The organism is Emcibacter nanhaiensis (assembly GCF_006385175.1).
GTDB lineage: Bacteria > Pseudomonadota > Alphaproteobacteria > Sphingomonadales > Emcibacteraceae > Emcibacter > Emcibacter nanhaiensis.
Genome location: NZ_VFIY01000004.1, coordinates 208,132 through 228,996, shown reverse-complemented (window position 1 = coordinate 228,996; position 20,865 = coordinate 208,132). Strand labels below are relative to the sequence as shown.

The following is a 20,865-nucleotide window of genomic DNA, read 5'->3' as shown; positions in this document are numbered from 1 at the left end:
CCCCCATTTCTGATTGATTGTTTGCAACCAGTATACGTGAAACTCAGGCGGCTTTAAGACTGTATTTTGACCATTGCCGGGTTATTTTGTGGCCGAAGCGTGCCGAACGGCAGCCTTCCTAACGCAAGGTCAGCACCTTGGCGCCCTTGATATGCCGCTCTTTCATTTCCACAAGAGCGGTGTTGGCCTCTTCGAGCGGATAGAGCTGCACTTCGGGTTTGAGCGGCACCTCGGCGGCCAGCCGCAGGAAATCACCGACATCCGAGCGGGCGATGTTAGCGACCGACTTGATTTCCTTTTCCATCCACAGATGTTCCGGATAGTCCATCCTGAGCAGGGCTTCCTTGTCGCCGGCTTCCTTGCGGATGGCATTGATCACCAGCCGCCCGCCCGGCTCCAGGTTCTGCATCGCGCCGATGATCGGCAGCCAGGCCGGGGTGGTGTCGATGATCGCATGAAGCGACTCCGGCGCCACCTCCATGGTGTCCCCGGCCCAGTGGGCGCCGAGCGTGAGGGCAAACTCCCGCTCCTTTTCCTGGCGGGCAAAGACAAAGATCTTGCTGTCGGGATAATGATGCCGGACCAGCTGCAGCACCAGATGGGCCGAGGCGCCGAAACCGGTCAGGCCCAGATTCTGGCCGTTGAGCAGGCCGGTCAGGCGCAGGGAACGGTAGCCGATGGCGCCAGCGCACAGCAATGGCGCCGCCTCGGCGTCACTGAACACATCGGGAATGGGATAGACAAAGGCAGCCGGTACCGTCATCAGCTCCGCGTAACCGCCGTTGGCGTCCCGTCCCGTGGCCCGGAAGTCGGGACACAGGTTTTCCTCGCCCCGCTGGCAAAAGCGACAGGTACCGCAGGCGGAATATATCCAGGCGACACCGACCCGGTCTCCGACACTGACCGAAGAGACGCCTTCCCCCAGCTGCTGCACTGTGCCCACCACCTGGTGGCCCGGGATCATGGGGAAGCACGGCGGCGGTGTGCGGCCCTCGATTTCGTCAAGTTCCGTATGGCAAACGCCGCAGACCGACACCCGGATCAGAACTTCGCCCAAAGCGGGCACAGGATCGGGCAGCTCCACCAGCTCAAGCGGGGTGCGGTTTTCGGACAAGTCGACGACTGAGTTCAGGATCATGGCGCGCATAATGCTATTTTAACCTAATTTGCCAGCCGATGAATTGATAAATCGCAAAAAATGCAGAAGGCCTGACTTGTACCATGCAGACTCACAAAATGCCTAAAATTGACTCTATCAGGTAACCAAATGGCAAGGTCATCCTTCTAGGCTCCTCCCCTGACGGATCAGGATTGCACCGACGGGGCCAGCCCCGCAGGCGAGGTCCAAAGGGTTAGCAAAATTATCTGGAGTAGAGAGTATGAAACATATTGCAAAATGCGGCGTAAAATACGGCCTCGCTTTAACCGCACTGCTGGCCGGCGGCCTGATACACGCCCAGGCCAATGCGGAAAGCTCTGCCGCCTTCAAAGCCAGCACCCAGGGCATCGGCGCCGAACTGGCCACCGGCTTGTCGGATAACCTGGCGTTGCGGATCGGTTTCAACTATTTCCAGCTCAGCAGGACCATGGAGGAGAGCGACATCGACTACGACCTGGACCTCGAACTCAAAAGCGTCAACCTGCTGGTGGACCTTCACCCGTTCGGCAATGGGTTCCGGATCACGGCCGGCGGGGTGTGGGACAAGAACAGCCTCAACGGCCAGGCTGTCGAGGCCGCCACCTACAACATTGGTAACGATGTTTATACCCAGGCCGAAGTAGGCACGCTGGCCGGCAACATCGACTTCCGGGATATCTCCCCCTATGTGGGTATCGGTTTCGGCCATAACGTGCGCAAGGAAAGCGGCTGGAATTTCACTGCCGATATCGGCGTGATCTTCACCGGTGCGCCGCGGGTGTCCCTCAGCTCCACCGGTGGCTCGCTGTCCGACAACCCCGTTTTCCTGGAAAATATCCAACGCGAACAGGACAATGTGGCCGATGAAATCGACTTCTTCCGCTACTATCCGGTGGTTTCCCTGGGCATGACCTATACCTTTTGATACCGGGAGGAAGAGGCAAGCCTTTAACCTTGCTTCACACCTCCCTGCACACCCCCAGCAACTCCCTCGCCGCGGGACTTTCAGTGCGTTCCTTATGCCGAACAGCCATGAACGTCCGCGGCGGAAGTTCTATTTCAATCGCCCGCAATTCTCCACTGCGGATATAGGGGTCCGCCACCAGCCGGGAGAGCGCAGCTGCGCACTGGCTGTCTCGCAATGCCGACAGGATCGCCTCGTTTGACGGCAGGGTGAACGCAATCTCAAGATCATCAGGATTGAGCGAAAAATTTTTCAGCGCTACCTCGAACTGGGATCGTGTCCCGGATCCCTTTTCCCGCATGATCCAGGAAGAAGACATCAGAAATCCTGCAAAATTGCGCGGGGTGATTGTTCCGAGCGGGTGAGACGCCGAGACTACGATCACCATCTGGTCAAGCGCCAGCGGAAGGGTGGCAAGGGCCGGCTGGTCGATCTCTCCTTCGATAAATCCGAGATCCGCCGCCCCCTCCAGCACCGCCTGGCTCACCTCGGCCGTGTTGGCAGAGGTAACCTGCAGCTCGATTTGCGGATAGCGCTGATGGAACTGCATGAGCCGGGGCGGAAGCCAGTAGCTGCTGATGGTCTGGCTGGCAAAGAGAGTCAGTCTGCCGCGACGCAGGCCACCCAGTTCACTCAGCACCTGCTCCGCCGCATTGGCCCGGGCCAGGGTTGCTTTTGCTTCGTCCAGAAAGAGCCGGCCGGCCGGGCTGAGTTCAATTCCCCGGCCGACACGATCGAACAATCGCACATTGTAAAATGTCTCCAGCGCCTTGATCGAGGCGCTGACCGCCGAGGGCGTAAGACCGATGTCCTCTGCCGCCCGGGTCAGATGCTGCCGCTCGGCGACGGCGACAAAAATAGTCAGCTGTTCAAAAGTCATCCGTTATTCATTCGATTTTATTTAATAATACATCATATATTATATGATTTTATTTTATATTTCCATCGGTGATAAGAATATCCGAAAGGATGTTCCCATGACTTTTATCGAAAAACCGGCCGCTATACTCCCGGGCCTGATATTGTCCGCCACCGTCGGCGGCCTTGCCCTGGGGCTGGAAAAGGCCCAGTTGGCTTTCTCCTCTCCTCCCCTGTTTGACGGTCTGGTGCTGTCAATTTTGCTCGGGACAGCTTTTCGCAGCCTGTTCGGCCTGTCTGCCTTTCTGCACCCGGGAATCCGCTTTGCGACCAAATTTGTCCTCGAGCTGGCCATCGCTTTCCTGGGCGCCTCGGTCAGTTTCGATGCGGTAAAAGAACTCGGGCCAGGTCTGTTTGCCGTAATCGTGGGGCTGGTATTTCTCGCCCTGACCAGCAGTTATGCCATCGGCCGCCTGTTCGGCCTGCCCAAACAGCTGGCAACGCTGGTCGCCTGCGGCAACTCCATATGCGGCAATTCCGCCATTGTTGCGGCCGCCCCGGTCATCGACGCCCGCTCTGACGATGTCGCCGCCTCCATCGCCTTCACCGCCGCCCTAGGGATCATTGTTGTCATGCTTCTTCCCTTCGCCGCAGGCATGTGCGGGCTCGAACAACGGGAATTCGGCATTCTTGCCGGCATGACGGTCTATTCAGTCCCCCAGATCATGGCGGCGACAGCACCGATCGGCACTACCAGCCTCCATATCGGGGCCTTGGTGAAACTCATGCGGGTGCTCATGCTCGGGCCGGTCACCCTGTTTCTTGGGGTGTTCTATGGCAGGAGCAAAGCTGAAACGTGTTACCAGCCACGGCGATTTGTCCGCCTTGTGCCCTGGTTCATTATTTGTTTCCTGCTGCTGATGGGCCTCAACAGCGCCGCCCTCATCCCCGTGCCGTTAAAGACACAGTTTGGAACGGCCTCCTCGACTTTGACCCTGGTCGCCATGGCGGCGCTCGGCCTGTCCGTAGACATCCGCACCGTGATGAGCAGCGGCGGCCGGGTGCTGGCCACCGGGACCTTTTCCATCCTGACACTGGCCGGGATGAGCCTGCTGGCGATCCGGATCCTGTCCTGATCACGCGCACCCGGGCGATCTGGAGGCCCCCCATCACACTCTATTAAAAGTTTGCCTTGATCCCGGCATAAAGGGATCGGGGTTTGCCGGGGAAATATCGCTCCTCGGTAAAGCTGGTGTAATCGGCCCGCTCGGCATATTTCTCATCGGTCAGGTTCATGATCCGCATAAACATGCCGAAGCTCTCCTTAATCTGCACCTCCGCCCTCAGGTTCAGATAATTGTGGCCGTCATATTTGTGCAGATTTTCCGGGTCCAGCCAGTAGGAGCCCATATGAACCCATTCCAGTTCCGCCGTGAGTTTGTCGGTGACGCGCCAGTTCAACTGCATGCTGCCGAAATGGCGGGGCGCGGTATCAATATCCTTGCCGTTGAGATTCACATCCCCGCTGTACAGATCAAAGGTATAGCGATGCCGGGCGAAGCTGACATTGCCGCGGACCTTCAGGCGGTCGGTAAGATCATAGGAGACCAGAATGTCGGCGCCGATATGATCTGACTTGCCGCTGTCCACATTGAAAAAGTCGGAGTCCCGGAAGATATAATTGTCCTTTTTCATGGCATAGAGCGCAAGCGTATAGGACAGGCGATCCTCATTACCCTTGATGCCAAGTTCAATGCTTTTCAGGCTTTCCTTGCCCAGGTCCGCAACAGTCTGGGCCCTTTGCAGGCGATAAAGCTCGGTCGCCTGGGGAGCCCGGAAGCCATGGCTCAGGTTCACATAAACACTCTGAGTATCGGACAAGTCATACATCAGCCCGACCTTGGGGGAGAAGACGGTATAGTCATCTGTCCGGCTTTCCGGCCGGGTATAGCGGCAGCCGCCGAACCCGCACTCATTTCCATCCTCATCAACCCGCCCGGACACCATATTATTGGTATAGTCATAATGGATATATTCGAGGCGGGCGCCGGCGGTAAGATGCAGTTTCGGGGTTATGGCCCAGTCCCCCTGCAGGAAGGCGGCGGCCATGATGCTGTCCACATCATAGTCATATTGTTTGCCGGCGGGGATCGTGGCCTGCAGGAAGGCGGAGCCTTCCGTGGGATTTTCCTGGGTCTGTTCCAGAGAACCCCGGGTATATTCGAAATCCGCCCCCGCGATCAGCTCCAGATCACTGCCTTCATTGAAATAGAATCCGTTCTGCAGGCCAAAACTGGTCTGGCTGTTTTCCTCCAGGGGCTCGCCCGGCAGGAAATGCATCAGGAATTCCATGTCCAGAACCCGGGCGTAAGGCGTAAACTGCCAGCCTATGTTGTCACTGATCTTGGTTGAGAAGCGCGACCAGTAGCGCAGGGATTTCGCCTTGCGGAATGCTTCCGGGTTCGGGTTGGTTTTGGCAATATCCCGGTCCTTGTAGGCATCCAGGCCGGTAATATAGCCTGCCGTTTCCTGGTCCAGGTTGGTCAGCAACAGGTTGGAGGAAATGGTCCAGTCCTCGCCAGTATAATCGTGGCGCAGGTTGACCTTCTGCTGGTCATAGCCGGATTCATCGCGGTAACCGCCGTCGTGGGTAACAGAGGCCATGGCCCTGACGCCATGATTTTCCCTCAAAACCCCCTTCGAAATATTAATCCGGCCGAACTCATAGCGGCCGCCTTCCAGGCTTATCCGGCCCTTGTCGGTATCGGCCGGCGGGGTGATGACATTGATGATCCCGTGCAGGGCATTGGAGCCATAGAGGGCGGATCCCGGCCCCTTCACTACTTCGATGCGTTCGGCCTGTTCGGTAAAGGCTTCAAACAGTTCATTGACGTTGCAGAAGCCGGCCGAACGCAGGGCGATCCCGTCCTGGGCCATGAGAAAGGCGCCGCAGGCCCCTGCCCCGGAAAGAACGGGAGAGCGGATGGAAGCCAGATATTCCTGGCCGTCATTGCGGCTGATATTTACCCCGGGGACGCGCACCGCCAACTCATTGATATGAGTTGTTCCCAGAAACTCGATTTCCTCCCCCTTCACCAGCGACAGGTTCCCGCTTTGGGCGGACAGGGGTTTTTCCGTCCGGCTTTGGGTGGAAACAACCTCTTCAATTTCCGCCTCTTCCGCATAAGCGCAGGTTGCTCCCAAAGCGCCCCCGGCAAAAAGAATGAATTTAAAGAATGATAACCAGTTTTGCGTTTTAATATCTTGTTTTATAGAATTTTTTTTCATTGTATCACGACACCCCATGGGCGAATTCCTACCTTATTTTCTTTTATGACTTTAAAAATTTGAGTATTGACAACAGATATGCTGCCAGAACGGCCGTTGGCCACACAAAGCTTTTCTCCTGAGGGGGAAATTGCCATATTCCAGGGACGCTTGCCAACCGGAATTGTGGAAATAATTTCATTACTCTTTGTATCGATAGCGAAAACTATGGCACACGCCGTCTGTTGGAAATATCGACCCGCTTGTCATCCGGGCTGATCGTGACCCCGCTGGAAATTGCCCCCTTGATAGTTTTGGAAACAGTTTGAGAGGCGACATCTATCACATCTACCATATCGGCATCTGGTTATTCGGATCGCTGGGCTCTTCGCCCTTTCCTCAAGGAATTAGGGATCGAAAAACTCTCCGTAGCGGCAGTTCAGCAGCTCGAAAAATCCTGAAAAACGGGAAATATTTTGTGGAAATCGGGAAACATTAAACCACCCTGTTTGCTAAGTTATTGAAACCTAAGGATGGTGACCCCTACGGGACTCGAACCCGTGTTTCCGCCGTGAAAGGGCGGCGTCCTAGACCGCTAGACGAAGGGGCCGTCTTGCTTGGTGAGGTGGTTTCTAAACGTTATCCCACCTCCGGTCAATAGCTATTTCCGAAAAAAATAACTTTTTTGGCAAATAGTTATGCGAGGCCTGATTTTCAAGAGACCGGGGCCGCGTCATCGATGAAGATTTCCGCGGTTGTGCGGCCGTTCCAGCTGTTGTTTTTCAGCGTTCCGGCCACATGAATCATCTGTCCGCGCGAGCCCAGAATCAGCTGCCCCAGCGGCTGTTCCGCTGACCTGAACGCCATGCCCTTGATGGTGGCGCCGTCCCGGCCCTGGAGCGCGCATTTGACATGGTCCTGCCCGACCACATCGGCATAGGTCACTTTCATGTGCGATAGGGCAAATCGCGGCTGGGCGTTGCCTTGGCCGTAGGGGCCGACCCGGTTCAGTTCATTGACCAGCTCGGGCCGCACCGCCGATGCCGCCAGCGCACCGTCCAGCTTGAGGCTCAGACCCTCGAGCGCTTCGCCCACCTGGCGACCGAGCCGCTCGGCAAGAAAAGCCTCCAGTTCCTCCAGCAATTCACCGGACACGGTCAGGCCCGCCGCCATGGCGTGGCCGCCGCCGTTGATCAGCAGGTCTTCCTGGCGGGCGGCAGTGACCGCGGCACCGAGATCGACGCCGGGGATCGAGCGGCCGGAGCCCTTGCCGATGCCGTTTTCGTCAATGCCAATCACAAAGGTGGGGCGCTGGTAAAATTCCTTGAGCCGGCCGGCGACAATGCCGATCACGCCCGGGTGCCAGCCGTCGCCATGGGCGATGATGACCGGCGGCACCTCGCCCCCGGGGCCAATCTTCGCCGCTACCTGATCCTTGGCCTGTTCCAGCACCATGGCCTCGATGGCCTGGCGCTCGGCGTTATACTGATGCAGTTCCCGGGCCAGGTTGCCGGCATGCAGCTGGTCGTCAGTGCTGAGGATTTCATAGCCGGTCTCGCAGCGCCCGACCCGGCCGCCGGCATTGACCCGGGGACCGATCAGGAAACCGGCATGATAGGTGCCGGGCGGTTCGGTCGTGCCGCACACGTCCATCAGGGCGTTGATGCCGGCATTGCCGCGCCGGGCCATGACCTTGAGACCCTGAGAGGTCAGCGCTCTATTCACACCCTTGAGCGGCACCACATCGCAGATGGTGCCGAGCGCCACCAGGTCGAGCCACTGCATCAGGTCCGGCACCTTGATGCCCTGGGCCTCATACCAGCCGCGGTTCCTTAGCTCCCGGCTCAGGCCGACTATGACCAGGAAAGACACGCCGATGGCGGCGAGCTGACCATAGCCGTCGATCTCATCGAGCCGGTTGGGGTTGACCACGGCGACCGCTTTCGGCAGGGCCGGTTCAGCCTGATGATGATCGACCACAATGACCTCGAGCCCGGCTTCGGCCGCCGCCTCCAGCGGGGCAAAGGAGACAATGCCGCAGTCCACGGTCACGACAAGCTCAGCCCCCTGCTCCTTCAGCTTGAGGAAGGCTTCGGCATTGGGGCCATAGCCCTCTTTCATACGGTCGGGAATATAGACCAGCAGCTTCCGGTCAAGGGCGGCAAAGAAGCGCCTGAACAGCGCCGAAGACGTGGCGCCGTCCACATCATAGTCGCCAAACACGGCAACCTGCTCGCCCTTGATAATGGCGTCGGCCAGACGACTGCAGGCCAGGTCCATGTCCCTGAACATTGAGGGATCCGGCAGGCTTTCGCGCAAAGTGGGATTTAAAAAGGACGGAGCCTCTTCGATAGAGACCCCCCGGCCCGCGACAACGCGGGCGACGATTTCAGAGACATTATTCTGCTGCGCAATGGCCTGGACCTCACGCATTTCAGCGGGCCTGACTTTCCAGGCCCGCCCCGTGACGGATTTTTCCACACCGAGCAGAAATTCACTCTGTTCCGTGTCAGAAAAAACCTCTGTCATCAGCTTTTCTTGCGGTGATGTTCACCTTTGATCCAGCGCACGGTTTTGGTCTTGGACCGCATCACGACAGAATCTGTAGTGTATTTCCTGCCGTCCGCAGAACCGTGCACACCGCGCAGCATGGTGCCGTCGGTGACACCGGTGGCGGCGAAAATCACTTCACCGCTGGCCAGGTCCATGGTGTTATATTTGCGATCCAGGTCGGTGATGCCCCATTTGTGGGCGCGGCCGCGTTCGTCATCATTCCGGAACAACAGGCGGCCCTGCATCTGGCCACCGATGCAGCGCAGCGCAGCCGCCGCCAGCACGCCTTCCGGCGCCCCGCCGGAGCCCATATAGATATCAACACTGGTGTCGGGATTAGTGGTCGCGATCACGCCGGCCACATCACCGTCACCGATCAGCTTGATACGGGCGCCGGACTCGCGCACCGCCTTGATCAGGTCGGCATGGCGCGGACGATCCAGGATACACACCAGCATGTCGCTGACGCTCTGGCCCTTGGCATCAGCCACAGCCTTGATGTTTTCGGCCGGGGTTTTGTCGAGGTCGACAATCCCTTCCGGCAGGCCCGGGCCAACAGCGATCTTGTCCATATAAACGTCGGGGGCATTCAGCATATGGCCTTCTTCGGACAGGGCAATCACCGCCAGGGCGTTCTGGTCGGCCTTGGCCGCAATAGTGGTGCCTTCCAGCGGATCAAGCGCAATGTCCACTTTCGGACCGTTGCCGGTGCCGACTTCCTCACCGATATACAGCATCGGGGCCTCATCGCGCTCGCCTTCGCCAATCACAACCCGACCCTGGATATCCATCTGGTTCAGGGCATCGCGCATGGCGTCCACGGCGGCGGCATCGGCTGCCTTCTCGTCACCTTTACCCACCAGCTTGGCGGCAGCCACGGCGGCGGCCTCGGTTACCCGGACAAGTTCGAGGACAAACAGACGGTCCATATTTGAATCAAACGACATAGGTTCTCAATTCCTCTATTATAAAATTCCCAAATGTTTCATTGCCTGTTGTGAGACTATTCCTTTACAGGCGGTATTTCAAATCATCTCACAAATTTTCAATTCTGATGGTCAGCGGCTCGTCCTGGACGGAAGAGAGACCAGCGATCTCCTGCAAAGCGCCCATAATGATATTTTCCCGCGTCACATGGGTGACCAGGATCACATAGACCGAACCATCGAGCTCGTGCCCTTTCTGCAGCATCACGTCCAGGGATACATTCCTGTCCTTGAGCACAGAGGTAATGTCGGCGATCACGCCGGGACGTTCCTGGACATGCAGGCGGATATAAAAGGCCCCTTCGTGATCATCCATCGGCACTGGTTCCGCCTTGACCAGCTCGGACGCCGGCACAAAGAAAGGCGCGTCCATATGGCCCCGGGCGATATCAATGATATCCGCCACCACCGCAGACGCAGTCGGTCCCTCCCCGGCACCCCGGCCCTGATAGAAGGTGCGGTCGATAAAGTCACCCTCGGCCACCACCGCATTGAAGGCATCTTCAACCTGCGCAATCGGCTCTTCAAGTTTGACCATCGCCGGATGGACACGCTGTTCCAGACCGTTGCTGCCCAATCTCGCCAGGCCGAGCAGTTTGATGCGGTAGCCGATTTCCCGGGCATATTCGATATCCACGGCTTCGATCCGGCGGATACCTTCAACATAGATGCTGTTGAAATCGGTTTCCGTGCCAAACGCCACGCTGGACAGGATTGCCAGTTTGTGGGCGGTATCGATACCGTCCACATCAAAGGTTGGGTCAGCCTCGGCGTAACCCAGGCGCTGGGCTTCGGCCAGCACGTCCCCAAATCCCTGCCCGGTGGATTCCATCTGGGTCAGGATATAGTTGCAGGTCCCGTTCAAAATCCCGTAGATCAGATTCATCTTGTTGGCCGCCAGGCCCTCGCCCACAGCCTTGATAATCGGGATGCCCCCGGCCACCGCCGCTTCATAGCGCAGGGCGACGCCGGCCTCCTGAGCCGTCGTCGCCAGACTTGCCCCGTGATGGGCAATCAACGCCTTGTTGGCGGTGACAAAGGATTTACCGGCCTCAAGAGATTGCTGCGCCAGTTCCTTGGCGATGCCGTCAGAACCGCCGATCAATTCCACCACCAGGTCAATGTTATCCTGCTCGGCAAAATCCAGGGCGTTGTCAAACCACTGATAACCGGAAATATCCACACCGCGGTCCCGCGCGCGATTGCTGGCGGACACGGCAACGATTTCAATCGGACGACCGCAACGGGCCGCAATCAGGTCCTTGTGCGATTCCAGGATTTTGACGACACCAACGCCGACCGTTCCCAGACCGGCGATTGCTACTTTCAAAGAATTAGTCACTTGTTTTCTTCCCTGTCTTTCAGGTGCTGCCTGGATTCCTCCAGATATTCTTGACTCTTGGACATAAAGCGTTTGATGTTGCGTGTGGCCTGGCGGATACGCTGCTCGTTTTCCACAATGGCAATCCGCACATAGCCTTCGCCATATTCCCCGAAGCCAATGCCCGGCGAGACCGCCACCTGGGCATGGGTCAGCAGCTGCTTGGCAAATTCCATACAGCCCACTTCCTTCCATTCCTCGGGAATCGGAGCCCAGGCAAACATGGTTGCCCGCGGCGACGGGATCGGCCAGCCGGCCGCTTCCAGTCCCTTGACCAGAACATCCCGGCGGGATTTATAGATGGCCCGCACTTCATCAATATAATCCTGCGGACCGTTGAGGGCTGCGGTCGCGGCAACCTGGATCGGCGTAAAGGCGCCGTAGTCCAGATAGGATTTCACCCGGGTCAACGCGCTGATCAGTTTTTCGTTGCCGGAGGCAAAACCGATCCGCCAGCCGGCCATGGAATAGGTCTTGCTGAGTGAGGTAAACTCCACCGCGATATCCTTGGCCCCGTCCACCTGCAGGATGGACGGCGGCGGCACATCATCGAAATAAATCTCCGAATAGGCCAGGTCGGACAGGACCCAGATGCCGTGCTTGCGGGCAAAGGCCACGACTTTTTCATAAAACTCCAGGTCAACCACTTCAGCCGTCGGGTTGGACGGATAGTTGAGCACTAGCGCCAGCGGTTTGGGCACGCTGTGGCGTACCGCCTGCTCCAGGCTTTCCATGAAATTATCCTGGGTCCCCGGCGGCAAATGACGGATGGTCGCCCCGGCGATGATAAAACCGAAGTGATGGATCGGATACGTGGGGTTCGGCACCAGGATCACGTCCCCCGGTGCGGTAATGGCCTGGGCCAGGTTGGCCAGACCTTCCTTGGACCCCAGGGTGACAATGGTCTCGGTCTCGGGATTAATCTCCACGTCAAAGCGGCGCTTGTAGTAGGCGCTCAGCGCCTTGCGCAGCCCGGGAATGCCCTTTGAGGCGGAATAGCGATGAGCCTTGGGGTCCGGCAGGGTGGCCACCAGCTTGTCCATGACATGCTGCGGCGGCACCAGGTCGGGGTTCCCCATGCCCAGGTCAATGATGTCTTCTCCGGCCGCTCGCGCTTTTGCTTTCATCGCATTGACTTCAGCAAAAACGTAAGGCGGTAATCTCTTGATCCGGTAGAATTCTGACTCCATTGGAAACTCGCTTAAATTGTCAATAAAATGCCGGCTGCTCCGGCAGGCCATCTCTTTAGCAGGTATTTGGCATATCTAAAACATTCATTCACCAAAAATGTGAAAAAAATAGGAAAAAATACTGTCATAAGAATGACAAGCCCCATAAAATATTATGCATGAGGGACTCATCAATTGCCAATGGTCGGATTCGAGGAGGAACTGGATGGATAAAGAGACGCCTGACATGGAACAATTTGCGGAAAACATGAAGGCCTATACCGAGAAGTTTCAGAAGCTGGCTTCAGATTTCCTGGAACGGCAAAAGGAACAGTCCGCCCCTTCCGATCCTGACCCCCTGAACCTGTCCGGCGCCATGATGGAAATGACCAAATATTTTGCCGAGCATCCGGAGCAGATTGTCGAAAAGCAGGTCAATCTGTGGAAAGATTACATGAAACTCTGGCAGTCCACCGCCAAGAAAATGGTCGGGGACCAGGATGTGGAGCCTATCGTCAGCCCGGCCAAAGAGGATCGACGATTCAAGGACAAGGAGTGGGAAGAAAACCAGATCTTCGACTATATCAAGCAATCCTACCTGCTGTCCTCGAAATGGATCGAAAACCTGGTGGAGGAAAACCCACAGGCGGAGAGCCATGAGGGCCAGAAGCTTAAATTTTATGCCCGCCAGTTCATTGACGCCATGTCACCGACCAATTTTGCCATGACCAATCCGGAAGTGATCCGGGAGACCATCGAAAAGAACGGCAAGAACCTGCTGAACGGCCTGGAAAATATTGCCAAGGACATCAATCCGGAAACCGGCGAATTCAGGATCCGCATGACCGACGAAACGGCGTTCGAGCTGGGCAAGAATGTTGCCACCACCCCCGGCAAAGTGGTGTACCAGAATGAATTGATCCAGCTGATCCAGTATGAGCCGCTGACAGAGACGGTCTATAAAACACCGGTCCTGATTACGCCGCCCTGGATCAACAAATTCTACATCCTCGACCTGCGGCCGGAAAACTCCCTCATTCGCTGGCTGGTGGAGAAAGGCTATACGGTTTTTGTCATCTCGTGGAAAAATCCGGACGAAAGCATGGCTGATCTTGATTTTGCCGATTATATGACCCTTGGCCCCCTGTCCGCCCTCGGCGCCATTGAAGACGCCACCGGCGAAAAATCGGTCAACGCCATCGGCTATTGCATCGGCGGCACCCTTCTGGCCTGCACCCTGGCCTTCCTCGGCGCCAAAGAGTCCATCGACCGGGTGAAAAGCGCCACCTTCCTGGTCACCCAGGTGGATTTCAGTGAGTCCGGCGAACTGAAACTGTTTGTCGACGACCGGCAGCTGGCGGTGATGGAAAACCTGATGGAGGAAAAAGGCTATCTCGACGGCAGCACCATGGCCCAGACCTTCAACATGCTGCGCTCCAACGACCTGATCTGGTCCTTTGTCATCAATAATTACCTCCTGGGCCGGGATCCCTTCCCCTTTGACCTGCTCTACTGGAACAGCGATTCAACCCGGCTGACACGGGCCTGTCATTCCCAGTACCTCAGGGAGATGTACAAGGAAAACAACCTGGTCAAACCGGGCGCATTCGTCCTGCATGATACGCCGATTGATCTCGCCAATATCACGATTCCGACCTATATCCAGGCTGCGCAGACTGACCATATCTGTCCTTGGAAATCAGTGTACAAGGCCACCCAGCAGTTCAGCGGGGAACGCCGGTTCATGCTGGCCGGGTCGGGGCATATCGCCGGGGTGGTAAACCCGCCGGCCGCCAAAAAATACAATCACTGGGTGAACACGGATACTCCGGAAAATCCTGACGACTGGCTTGCGCAGGCCGAGGACCATCCTGGTTCCTGGTGGGACGACTGGCATAACTGGCTGAAGAAAAGATCCGGTAAAAAAGTGGACGCCAGGGTTCCGGGCGACGGCAAACTTGAAATCATCGAGGATGCACCGGGCAGCTACGTAAAAATTCGCTACTAGCCGCCCCCGGATTCATATTTTTCATCACTTCAAAGTTAGAACCAGGCCGTATTTGCTTTGCGGTTGTTCTACTTCCCGCTATATTTGTTAAAACTAAAATATAGTTGCCCGCGGGAGGGGCTAAAAGGGTGGGGGAAACAAGATGAATATGCATTCGCGTATCGGCAATAATATTACAATATCTGATATCCGGATTGACAAAGGCCCGGCATACCAGGAGCTTTCTGCGCTCATTGACGACGAAAAAGTCTGGTTTCGTTTCCCGGCGGATGTCCCAGTCAGGGCCCGTCCCGAAGCGTTCATTCCGTTCTGCCTGTTTGACGCCATGCTGCGCAAGGTTCCCATTGTCATACATCCGGATTTTCCCGTATCAGCCGAATTGCTGACGGGTTTCGAAGAAATTCAGGATATTTACACCTGCTGGAACAGCGACCTCAATCGCACGCAGCTTGTCGCGACAGCCGGGATCCAGGATGAAAAAAGCGCAGATGTCTATTGCTGTTTTTCCGGAGGGATCGACAGCTCCTACAGCTATGCCAAACATCGGGACAAGATTACCCATCTTCTGGTGCTTGAAGGATTTGATCAACTGAAAGACAAGTCAGGCTGGAAAAAATGCGTGGCGGACCGAAAGGCGTTTGCTGATCAGGAACATAAAAAGCTTGTCGACGTCACCCACAACGCCATCGAATTCCTGGGCAAAAGAAAACTGCACTGGGTTCCGGTCCTTGGCAGCATCCTTGCCTGCCTGGGCGTCACCCTGAACGCAGAGACGTTTATTGTGCCTTCCTCCAACACCTATGCTGACCTTTTCCCCTGCGGTTCCCATCCCTTGCTGGAAGTGAACTGGAGTACGGAGAATACGAAAATCATCCATGACGGCTGCGAGGCCAGCCGTACCAGGAAAACCGAATTTGTGGCGCAATTCCAGGACCTGCTCGACCAGTTGCAGGTCTGTTGCTATTCGCAATGTGACAACTGCGGCAATTGTTCCAAGTGTGTGCGAACATCTATTATTCTGGATGTCCTGGGTAAAAACTCCGCAAGCCTGCCGGACTACCAGAGCCATGGCGAACTGAAGCAGTTACAGCCTTACGACAACGGGACGCTGAGCTATATGGACGATTTCGCAGTCTTTATGCACAAGCACGGACGTCATGACATCAAAAAGCAACTGCTGAAGATGAAGCGCAATTATATCATCACGTCAAACATGACCATGATCGCCAAAACGATATTGGGCAACCGCGTCCGCAATCTAAAACAGAAATTCTTCCCCAGACCATGGGAAGCTTACCGGACAGGTCTTGTCGCCAGAAAATCCATTCTCGACGACTGATAAAGCGGATTGCCGGGAAAAAGATCCCGCGCACCTCACGGACTTTTACCTGTTTGTTGAGAAATAATAAACCTATTGTGTCTAATATCTTCGAAATAAAAGCAGAATATAAAGGCATAGCCAGAAGCAGATTGAGGAATCGGGAACATGTCGGGCGCCGCTCCGCAGAAAAAAGAAATCAGAATTTCTGATGTTACCCTGTCAAAACACCCGGACTATCAGGAACTGTCCGCGACTTTGGACGGTGAGCATGTCTGGTTCCGTTTTCCATTGGACATTGACATCAAGGCCCGACCGGAAATTTTCATTCCCTTTTGCATCTTTGAGGCCATGTTGCAGGGGTGCCCGATCGTGGTGGATCCGGAGTATCCCGTCTCCGAAAAAATCCTCGCTCATTTTGAAGAAATCCAGAATATCTACTGCAGCTGGAACAGCGACCTCAGCAAGGTCCAACTGGTGGCAAGCACGGAAAAAACAAGCAACACTTCCGATGATGTCTATTGCTGTTATTCAGGCGGCATCGACAGCACCTATACCTACGCCAAATACCGGGACCAGATCACGCACCTGATACTGATCAAGGGATTTGACAACTTTAGAGACGAGGATGGCTGGCAGCAGAATATCCGGAATCGGCAGGAGTTTGCAGACAAGGAAGGCAAGAAACTGGTGCCTGTCGACAATAACGGCAGGGCGTTTCTTGAGAACCGGTGGATTCCGTTCATTCCGGTTCACGGCGCCATACTGTGTTGCACGGCCGTCACGCTCGGCGCCGAACGGTTATATATTCCGTCGACCTTCCCCTATAATGCGATGTTTCCGTGGGGTTCTCATCCGTTGCTGGATATATTGTGGAGTACGGAAAGCACACAAATCATCCATGACGGCCTTGAAGCAACCAGAAGCCAGAAAACGGAATATGTGGCACAGTCCCAGGAACTTCTGGATCAGTTACAGGTGTGCTGGCGCTCCTCCGGGAGCAATTGCGGCAACTGTCCGAAATGTGTCCGCACCTCCGTGGCGCTTGATGTGCTGGGCAAACACTCCGCCAACCTCCCGGCGTTCAAAACTCATGCCGATATAAATTACCTGAAACCAACATCCGAAGGCACCCTGCCCTTTACCGAGGACCTGATCTATTTTGCCCACCGGCACAATGCAGTCGACCTCGAGAAAGCGCTTAAAAAGCTCCGCCGGAACTATATTGTGAAAAACGCCCTCACCAATCTTGTAAAAGCTATTACCGGCGGCTGGGGCTGGAAATTGCACAGGATGTTCAATAAGAAAGGCGCGTGGGAGCGCTACAGAACCGGGCACCGTCCTCTGAAATCAAATCTGCAATAATAATATCAAACGGATAGCACATGGCTAATTTATCAAAAGTGAAATATGTCTACGACCTCTGCAAGGACAAGGCCGACAAAGGCCACGCCTCAGTTCTAAGGCAGATCATGGAAATGATGTATCTGCGTATGACAACTGGGATCAGTTATGCCACCTATCACTATGCTCGCATGTGGCGCAAAGATGTAAGCTGGGAATACAAAACCGGCTTTATGTCCCAGGACTTTTATAAAAAAGAGATATTGCGCCTGAATGATCGCAAGTTCCATGGCGTTTCCCAATACAAACCTCTGGAAAAAGCCTATTTTAGTCTTTTTGGCCTGCAAACGCCTGACTACCTGGGATTTTTCCACGAGAAAAACGGAAAGACACCCGTGGGAACCTCCCTCTGCAGCCAGGAAGACCTCGAAAGACTTTTTTCAGAAAATCCTGGAAAAACCGTCTGCTTCAAGAAAGTCGAAGGACATGGAGGCCGGGGTTTCATGGCGTTTAAAATTACGCCGAGCGACAACGGGACAACACTGCAAAAACCAGGCACGGAAACACAAAGCACAACAGCCGACCTATATTATGAACTTGTCAAAGAGCCCGACGGCTGGCTTATCGAAGATTATCTTGTCCAGCATCCGGAGTTGTCCAGGCTCAATGCATCCAGCGTCAACACCCTGCGCATGCATGTATTTCAGGATGAAAAAGGCGAAATTCACATTCTGGGCACCCGGCTTCGGGTCGGTGCAGCCGGTTCCTTGGTGGACAATAACGAGCTTGGCGGCATCAGCTGCAATGTGAATATTGAGACAGGCATTGTCGAACTGGCCTATCACTATTCACCTATTATGAATACACTTTCCCATCACCCAGACAGCAAGGAACAGGTTGTAGGCTACAAAGTACCCTTCTGGGAAGAAGCCAAGGAACTGGGAGCAAATGCATTGAGCCATATGCCGAAAACAAGGTTCCTTGGACTGGATATCGCCATCACGGAAGAAGGGCCTGTGATGATTGAGATGAACATCGAACCAAGCATGAATGGGCTTTCAACTGCGGAGACGCCAATCCGGCACATCTTCAAAACGTGATCAAGCATGAAAAATGATAATAAATTCAAATATGTATATGATCTCTGTAGTGTCAGGGCTGACGAAGGACATGCTTCCGTAGCGCGGCAGATAGTGGAAATGGCCTGGCTGCGGCTGACCACCGGAATTAACTATGCCACCTATCATCATGCCCGCATGTGGCGGCGGGGCCTGAGCTGGAACTATAAGACAGGTTTCACGTCACCCGCCAAATATCGGGACCTGATTTATCAGCTCAATCGCGGCAAATACCACGGCGTTTCCCAGTATAAGTCATTTGAAAAGGCCTATTTCAATCATTTCCACCTGCCGACGCCAGCCTATCTCGGCACCTTCCATGCCAGGCACGGCCAAACCGCCGGCGGGCACCCCCTCTCCACCCCGGAGGACTTCGAACGTTTTCTCCTCCCCATGGTTGGCGAGAGGATCTGCATCAAAAAGATCGTCGGCTACGGCGGCAGCGGCTTCAAGGCCTGTGAAATTTCCCTGGACGGCGAACAGATTACCCTGAGAAAACTTTCCAGCGATGAAAGCCATCCTGCACGGGAAGTCTATGACCAGCTGGCAGAGGAAAATCCCGACGGCTGGGTGATGGAGGAATATTTGACCCAGCACCCGATCATGTCGCAGCTCAATCCGACCAGCGTCAACACCATCCGCATGTATATCTATGAAAACAAGGCCGGGGATATCATAATCCTGGGCACGAGAATTCGCATTGGCCGGGCGGGATCCCTGGTGGATAATACGGAAGCCGGCGGCGTCAGCGGCAATATCAATCCCGAGACCGGTATTGTGGAATTCCTTCACCAGAGCAGCCCGGCCATGACAGAAATCACGCATCACCCTGACAGTGGCGAGAAGATCCTTGGCTTCCAGATCCCCATGTGGCAGGAAATCCGGGAGCTTGGCATCAAAGCCATTTCTTATATGCCGGAAACCCGATTTCTGGGTCTGGACATCGCCGTCAGCGACAAGGGGCCGACCATGATCGAAATGAATATCGAGCCGAGCATGAGCGGCCTGCCCCGCTGCGAAGTTCCGTTCCGGCACGTTTTTGAAGTCTGACCTCAGTAGTCTTCCAGATACTCCTGGGCCAGCTGCTTGTAGTGATCCGTACCGTCCCTGAGGCCGGCTTTCATTTCTTCGCTCATATCGCGTATATGACGCGCCGGCTGACCGAGCCACAATTCACCGGGGCCGATTTTCTTGCCCGGGCTGAGCAGAGCCCCTGCCCCCAGCATGCCCTGGGCGCCGATATGACAGCCATCCATGGTCACAGCTTTCATGCCGACAAAGCCACCGTCCTCGATGGTTGTTCCATGCACCAGGGCCAGGTGTCCGACCAGAACATCGTCGCCGATCACTGTCTCTGCCCCGCCGCCTTCCACATGGACCACGGAACCGTCCTGGATATTGCTGTTGCAGCCAATGCGGATTTTGTTCACGTCACCGCGCAGCACGCAGTTGAACCAGATGCTGCTGCCGGCGCCGATATGCACGTCACCGATTATCCGCGCGCCCGGCGCGATGAAGGCGGTTTCATGAATGGTCGGCCAGACCCCACGGTAAGGATAAATCTTTCCTCCGCCATTCACGCGGCGGCTCTGTTTCTCTGACATACGGCCTCCTTCTTTATCGGGAAAATTAGGGGAACAGTGGCAACTGTTCCAGCGACAATGTTTCCTCCAGACCGAACATCAGGTTCATATTCTGAATGGCCTGTCCGGAAGAGCCCTTGACCAGATTGTCTATGACCACCACCAGGATCGCCCGGCCGGGGACCCGGTCCTCGAACACATTGATCACGCAATGATTGGAGCCCCGCACCTGGCGCGTGGCGGGCACTACGCCTTCCGGCGCCACCGTGACAAACGGATCATCGGCATATTGTTCTTCCAGCACCGCGCGCAGATCAGCGACCGTTTTGCCGTCTGCATACTGCACATAGATGGTTTCCAGTTCGCCCCGGTTCATGGGCACCAGGTGCGGCGTGAAGGTAACGTAGACCTGCTCACCAAGCGCCTTGGTCAGTTCCTGTTCGATCTCCGGCGAATGCCGATGGGCGGCAATGCCGTAGGGGTGCATGGCTTCGGAGACTTCCGTGAACAGGTTTGCCTCCTTGAGGGACCGCCCGGCACCGCTGACGCCGGATTTGGCGTCAATAATGATATTGCCCTTGGCAATAACCCTGGACTGCAGCAGCGGCACCAAGGTCAGCAACGCCGCCGTGGGATAGCATCCGGGACAGGCCACCAGCCGCGCCCGGGTGATATCTTCCCGGTTGAGCTCGGTCAGGCCATAGACGGCCTCTTTCTGAAGTTCGGGCGCCCGGTGCTCATCCCCGTACCATTTCTGATACACATCCTGATCCCGAAGCCGGAAATCGGCTGACAGGTCGATCACCTTGACCGAGCCATGGATGGCATTGGCATAATCCGACGGCGATTCAATAATCATTTCGTCAATGAATCCGTGGCCGGTGGCATGAAGAATGCCCTTGATAATTTCCTGCGAAGTGGCATGGGGCAGCGCGCAAAAGACCACATCCAGTTCGAGGCCCGGCCATTCCACCTCATCAACCGCCATCAGATCCGGCAAATCCGTCGTCGCCAGATGGGGGAAAACATCAGCGATAGGCTGACCGGCTTTGCGGTCGGCAGTCAGAAGGACGATCTCGACATGGGGATGCAGTGCCAACAGGCGAACCAGCTCAGCGCCTGTATATCCACTTGCCCCCAGAATTCCGGCTCTGATTTTCTTTGCTGACTCGCTCATT

General features: G+C 55.7%; 17 protein-coding genes and 1 tRNA gene. 7 read left to right on the top strand and 11 right to left on the bottom strand.

Features of this window, described 5'->3' with window-relative positions:
• Positions 1–118: 118 nt before the first annotated feature.
• Positions 119–1,147, bottom strand: coding sequence for a zinc-dependent alcohol dehydrogenase family protein (locus tag FIV46_RS01515; protein ID WP_139938033.1), 1,029 nt, complete (start codon positions 1,145–1,147; stop codon positions 119–121).
• 232 nt (positions 1,148–1,379) lie between these two features.
• On the opposite strand from FIV46_RS01515, the gene FIV46_RS01510 reads away from it, so the two are divergent.
• Positions 1,380–2,063 carry a hypothetical protein gene (locus FIV46_RS01510; RefSeq protein WP_139938032.1) on the top strand — a complete coding sequence of 228 codons (684 nt, stop codon included), beginning with the start codon at positions 1,380–1,382 and terminating at the stop codon, positions 2,061–2,063.
• Between the two features lie 34 nt (positions 2,064–2,097).
• Here the strand turns inward: FIV46_RS01510 and FIV46_RS01505 are convergent, their stop codons facing one another.
• Positions 2,098–2,982: a LysR substrate-binding domain-containing protein gene (locus FIV46_RS01505; RefSeq protein ID WP_139938031.1), complete on the bottom strand. Its 885-nt coding sequence runs from the start codon at positions 2,980–2,982 to the stop codon at positions 2,098–2,100.
• A gap of 97 nt (positions 2,983–3,079) precedes the next feature.
• Here FIV46_RS01505 and FIV46_RS01500 point away from each other — a divergent pair, with 97 nt between their 5' ends.
• A complete protein-coding gene (locus FIV46_RS01500; protein WP_139938030.1) occupies positions 3,080–4,096 on the top strand; it encodes a YeiH family protein in 1,017 nt (338 codons plus the stop codon).
• 43 nt (positions 4,097–4,139) lie between these two features.
• On the opposite strand, the gene FIV46_RS01495 is transcribed toward FIV46_RS01500, so the two are convergent.
• The 7 genes from FIV46_RS01495 to FIV46_RS01465 form a co-directional block, all read right to left on the bottom strand.
• On the bottom strand, positions 4,140–6,164 hold the full coding sequence (locus FIV46_RS01495; RefSeq protein ID WP_219845819.1) for a TonB-dependent receptor: 2,025 nt from the start codon (positions 6,162–6,164) through the stop codon (positions 4,140–4,142).
• Between the two features lie 80 nt (positions 6,165–6,244).
• A complete protein-coding gene (locus FIV46_RS18435) occupies positions 6,245–6,385 on the bottom strand; it encodes a hypothetical protein (protein ID WP_139938028.1) in 141 nt (46 codons plus the stop codon).
• Positions 6,386–6,761: 376 nt separating this feature from the next.
• Positions 6,762–6,837: transfer RNA gene (locus FIV46_RS01485), tRNA-Glu, on the bottom strand.
• Between the two features lie 104 nt (positions 6,838–6,941).
• Positions 6,942–8,756: a single-stranded-DNA-specific exonuclease RecJ gene (gene recJ, locus FIV46_RS01480; protein ID WP_139938027.1), complete on the bottom strand. Its 1,815-nt coding sequence runs from the start codon at positions 8,754–8,756 to the stop codon at positions 6,942–6,944.
• Positions 8,756–9,727: a class II fructose-bisphosphatase gene (gene glpX / locus FIV46_RS01475; RefSeq protein ID WP_139938026.1), complete on the bottom strand. Its 972-nt coding sequence runs from the start codon at positions 9,725–9,727 to the stop codon at positions 8,756–8,758. Before glpX ends, recJ begins: the two co-directional genes overlap by 1 nt.
• Positions 9,728–9,815: 88 nt before the next feature.
• Positions 9,816–11,108: a homoserine dehydrogenase gene (locus FIV46_RS01470; RefSeq protein ID WP_139938025.1), complete on the bottom strand. Its 1,293-nt coding sequence runs from the start codon at positions 11,106–11,108 to the stop codon at positions 9,816–9,818.
• Positions 11,105–12,337, bottom strand: a complete 1,233-nt coding sequence (locus FIV46_RS01465; RefSeq protein WP_139938024.1) for an LL-diaminopimelate aminotransferase — start codon at positions 12,335–12,337, stop codon at positions 11,105–11,107. Before FIV46_RS01465 ends, FIV46_RS01470 begins: the two co-directional genes overlap by 4 nt.
• Before the next feature lie 205 nt (positions 12,338–12,542).
• On the opposite strand from FIV46_RS01465, the gene FIV46_RS01460 reads away from it, so the two are divergent.
• From FIV46_RS01460 to FIV46_RS01440, 5 genes are all read left to right on the top strand, one after another.
• Positions 12,543–14,324 (top strand): PHA/PHB synthase family protein, encoded by a 1,782-nt coding sequence (locus FIV46_RS01460; protein ID WP_219845818.1) that lies wholly within the window; start codon positions 12,543–12,545, stop codon positions 14,322–14,324.
• A 142-nt stretch (positions 14,325–14,466) separates the two neighbouring features.
• On the top strand, positions 14,467–15,663 hold the full coding sequence (locus tag FIV46_RS01455) for a hypothetical protein (protein WP_139938023.1): 1,197 nt from the start codon (positions 14,467–14,469) through the stop codon (positions 15,661–15,663).
• A 147-nt stretch (positions 15,664–15,810) separates the two neighbouring features.
• Complete coding sequence (locus tag FIV46_RS01450; RefSeq protein WP_139938022.1) at positions 15,811–17,007, top strand: hypothetical protein; 1,197 nt, start codon at positions 15,811–15,813, stop codon at positions 17,005–17,007.
• 20 nt (positions 17,008–17,027) lie between these two features.
• Positions 17,028–18,086 (top strand): sugar-transfer associated ATP-grasp domain-containing protein, encoded by a 1,059-nt coding sequence (locus tag FIV46_RS01445; protein ID WP_139938021.1) that lies wholly within the window; start codon positions 17,028–17,030, stop codon positions 18,084–18,086.
• Between the two features lie 6 nt (positions 18,087–18,092).
• Entirely contained in the window at positions 18,093–19,154 is a 1,062-nt protein-coding gene (locus FIV46_RS01440; RefSeq protein ID WP_139938020.1) for a sugar-transfer associated ATP-grasp domain-containing protein, read from the top strand.
• Between the two features lie 2 nt (positions 19,155–19,156).
• On the opposite strand, the gene FIV46_RS01435 is transcribed toward FIV46_RS01440, so the two are convergent.
• Positions 19,157–19,708 (bottom strand): gamma carbonic anhydrase family protein, encoded by a 552-nt coding sequence (locus tag FIV46_RS01435; protein ID WP_139938019.1) that lies wholly within the window; start codon positions 19,706–19,708, stop codon positions 19,157–19,159.
• A 25-nt stretch (positions 19,709–19,733) separates the two neighbouring features.
• Positions 19,734–20,864: an N-acetyl-gamma-glutamyl-phosphate reductase gene (argC, locus tag FIV46_RS01430; RefSeq protein ID WP_139938018.1), complete on the bottom strand. Its 1,131-nt coding sequence runs from the start codon at positions 20,862–20,864 to the stop codon at positions 19,734–19,736.
• Position 20,865: the final 1 nt, after the last annotated feature.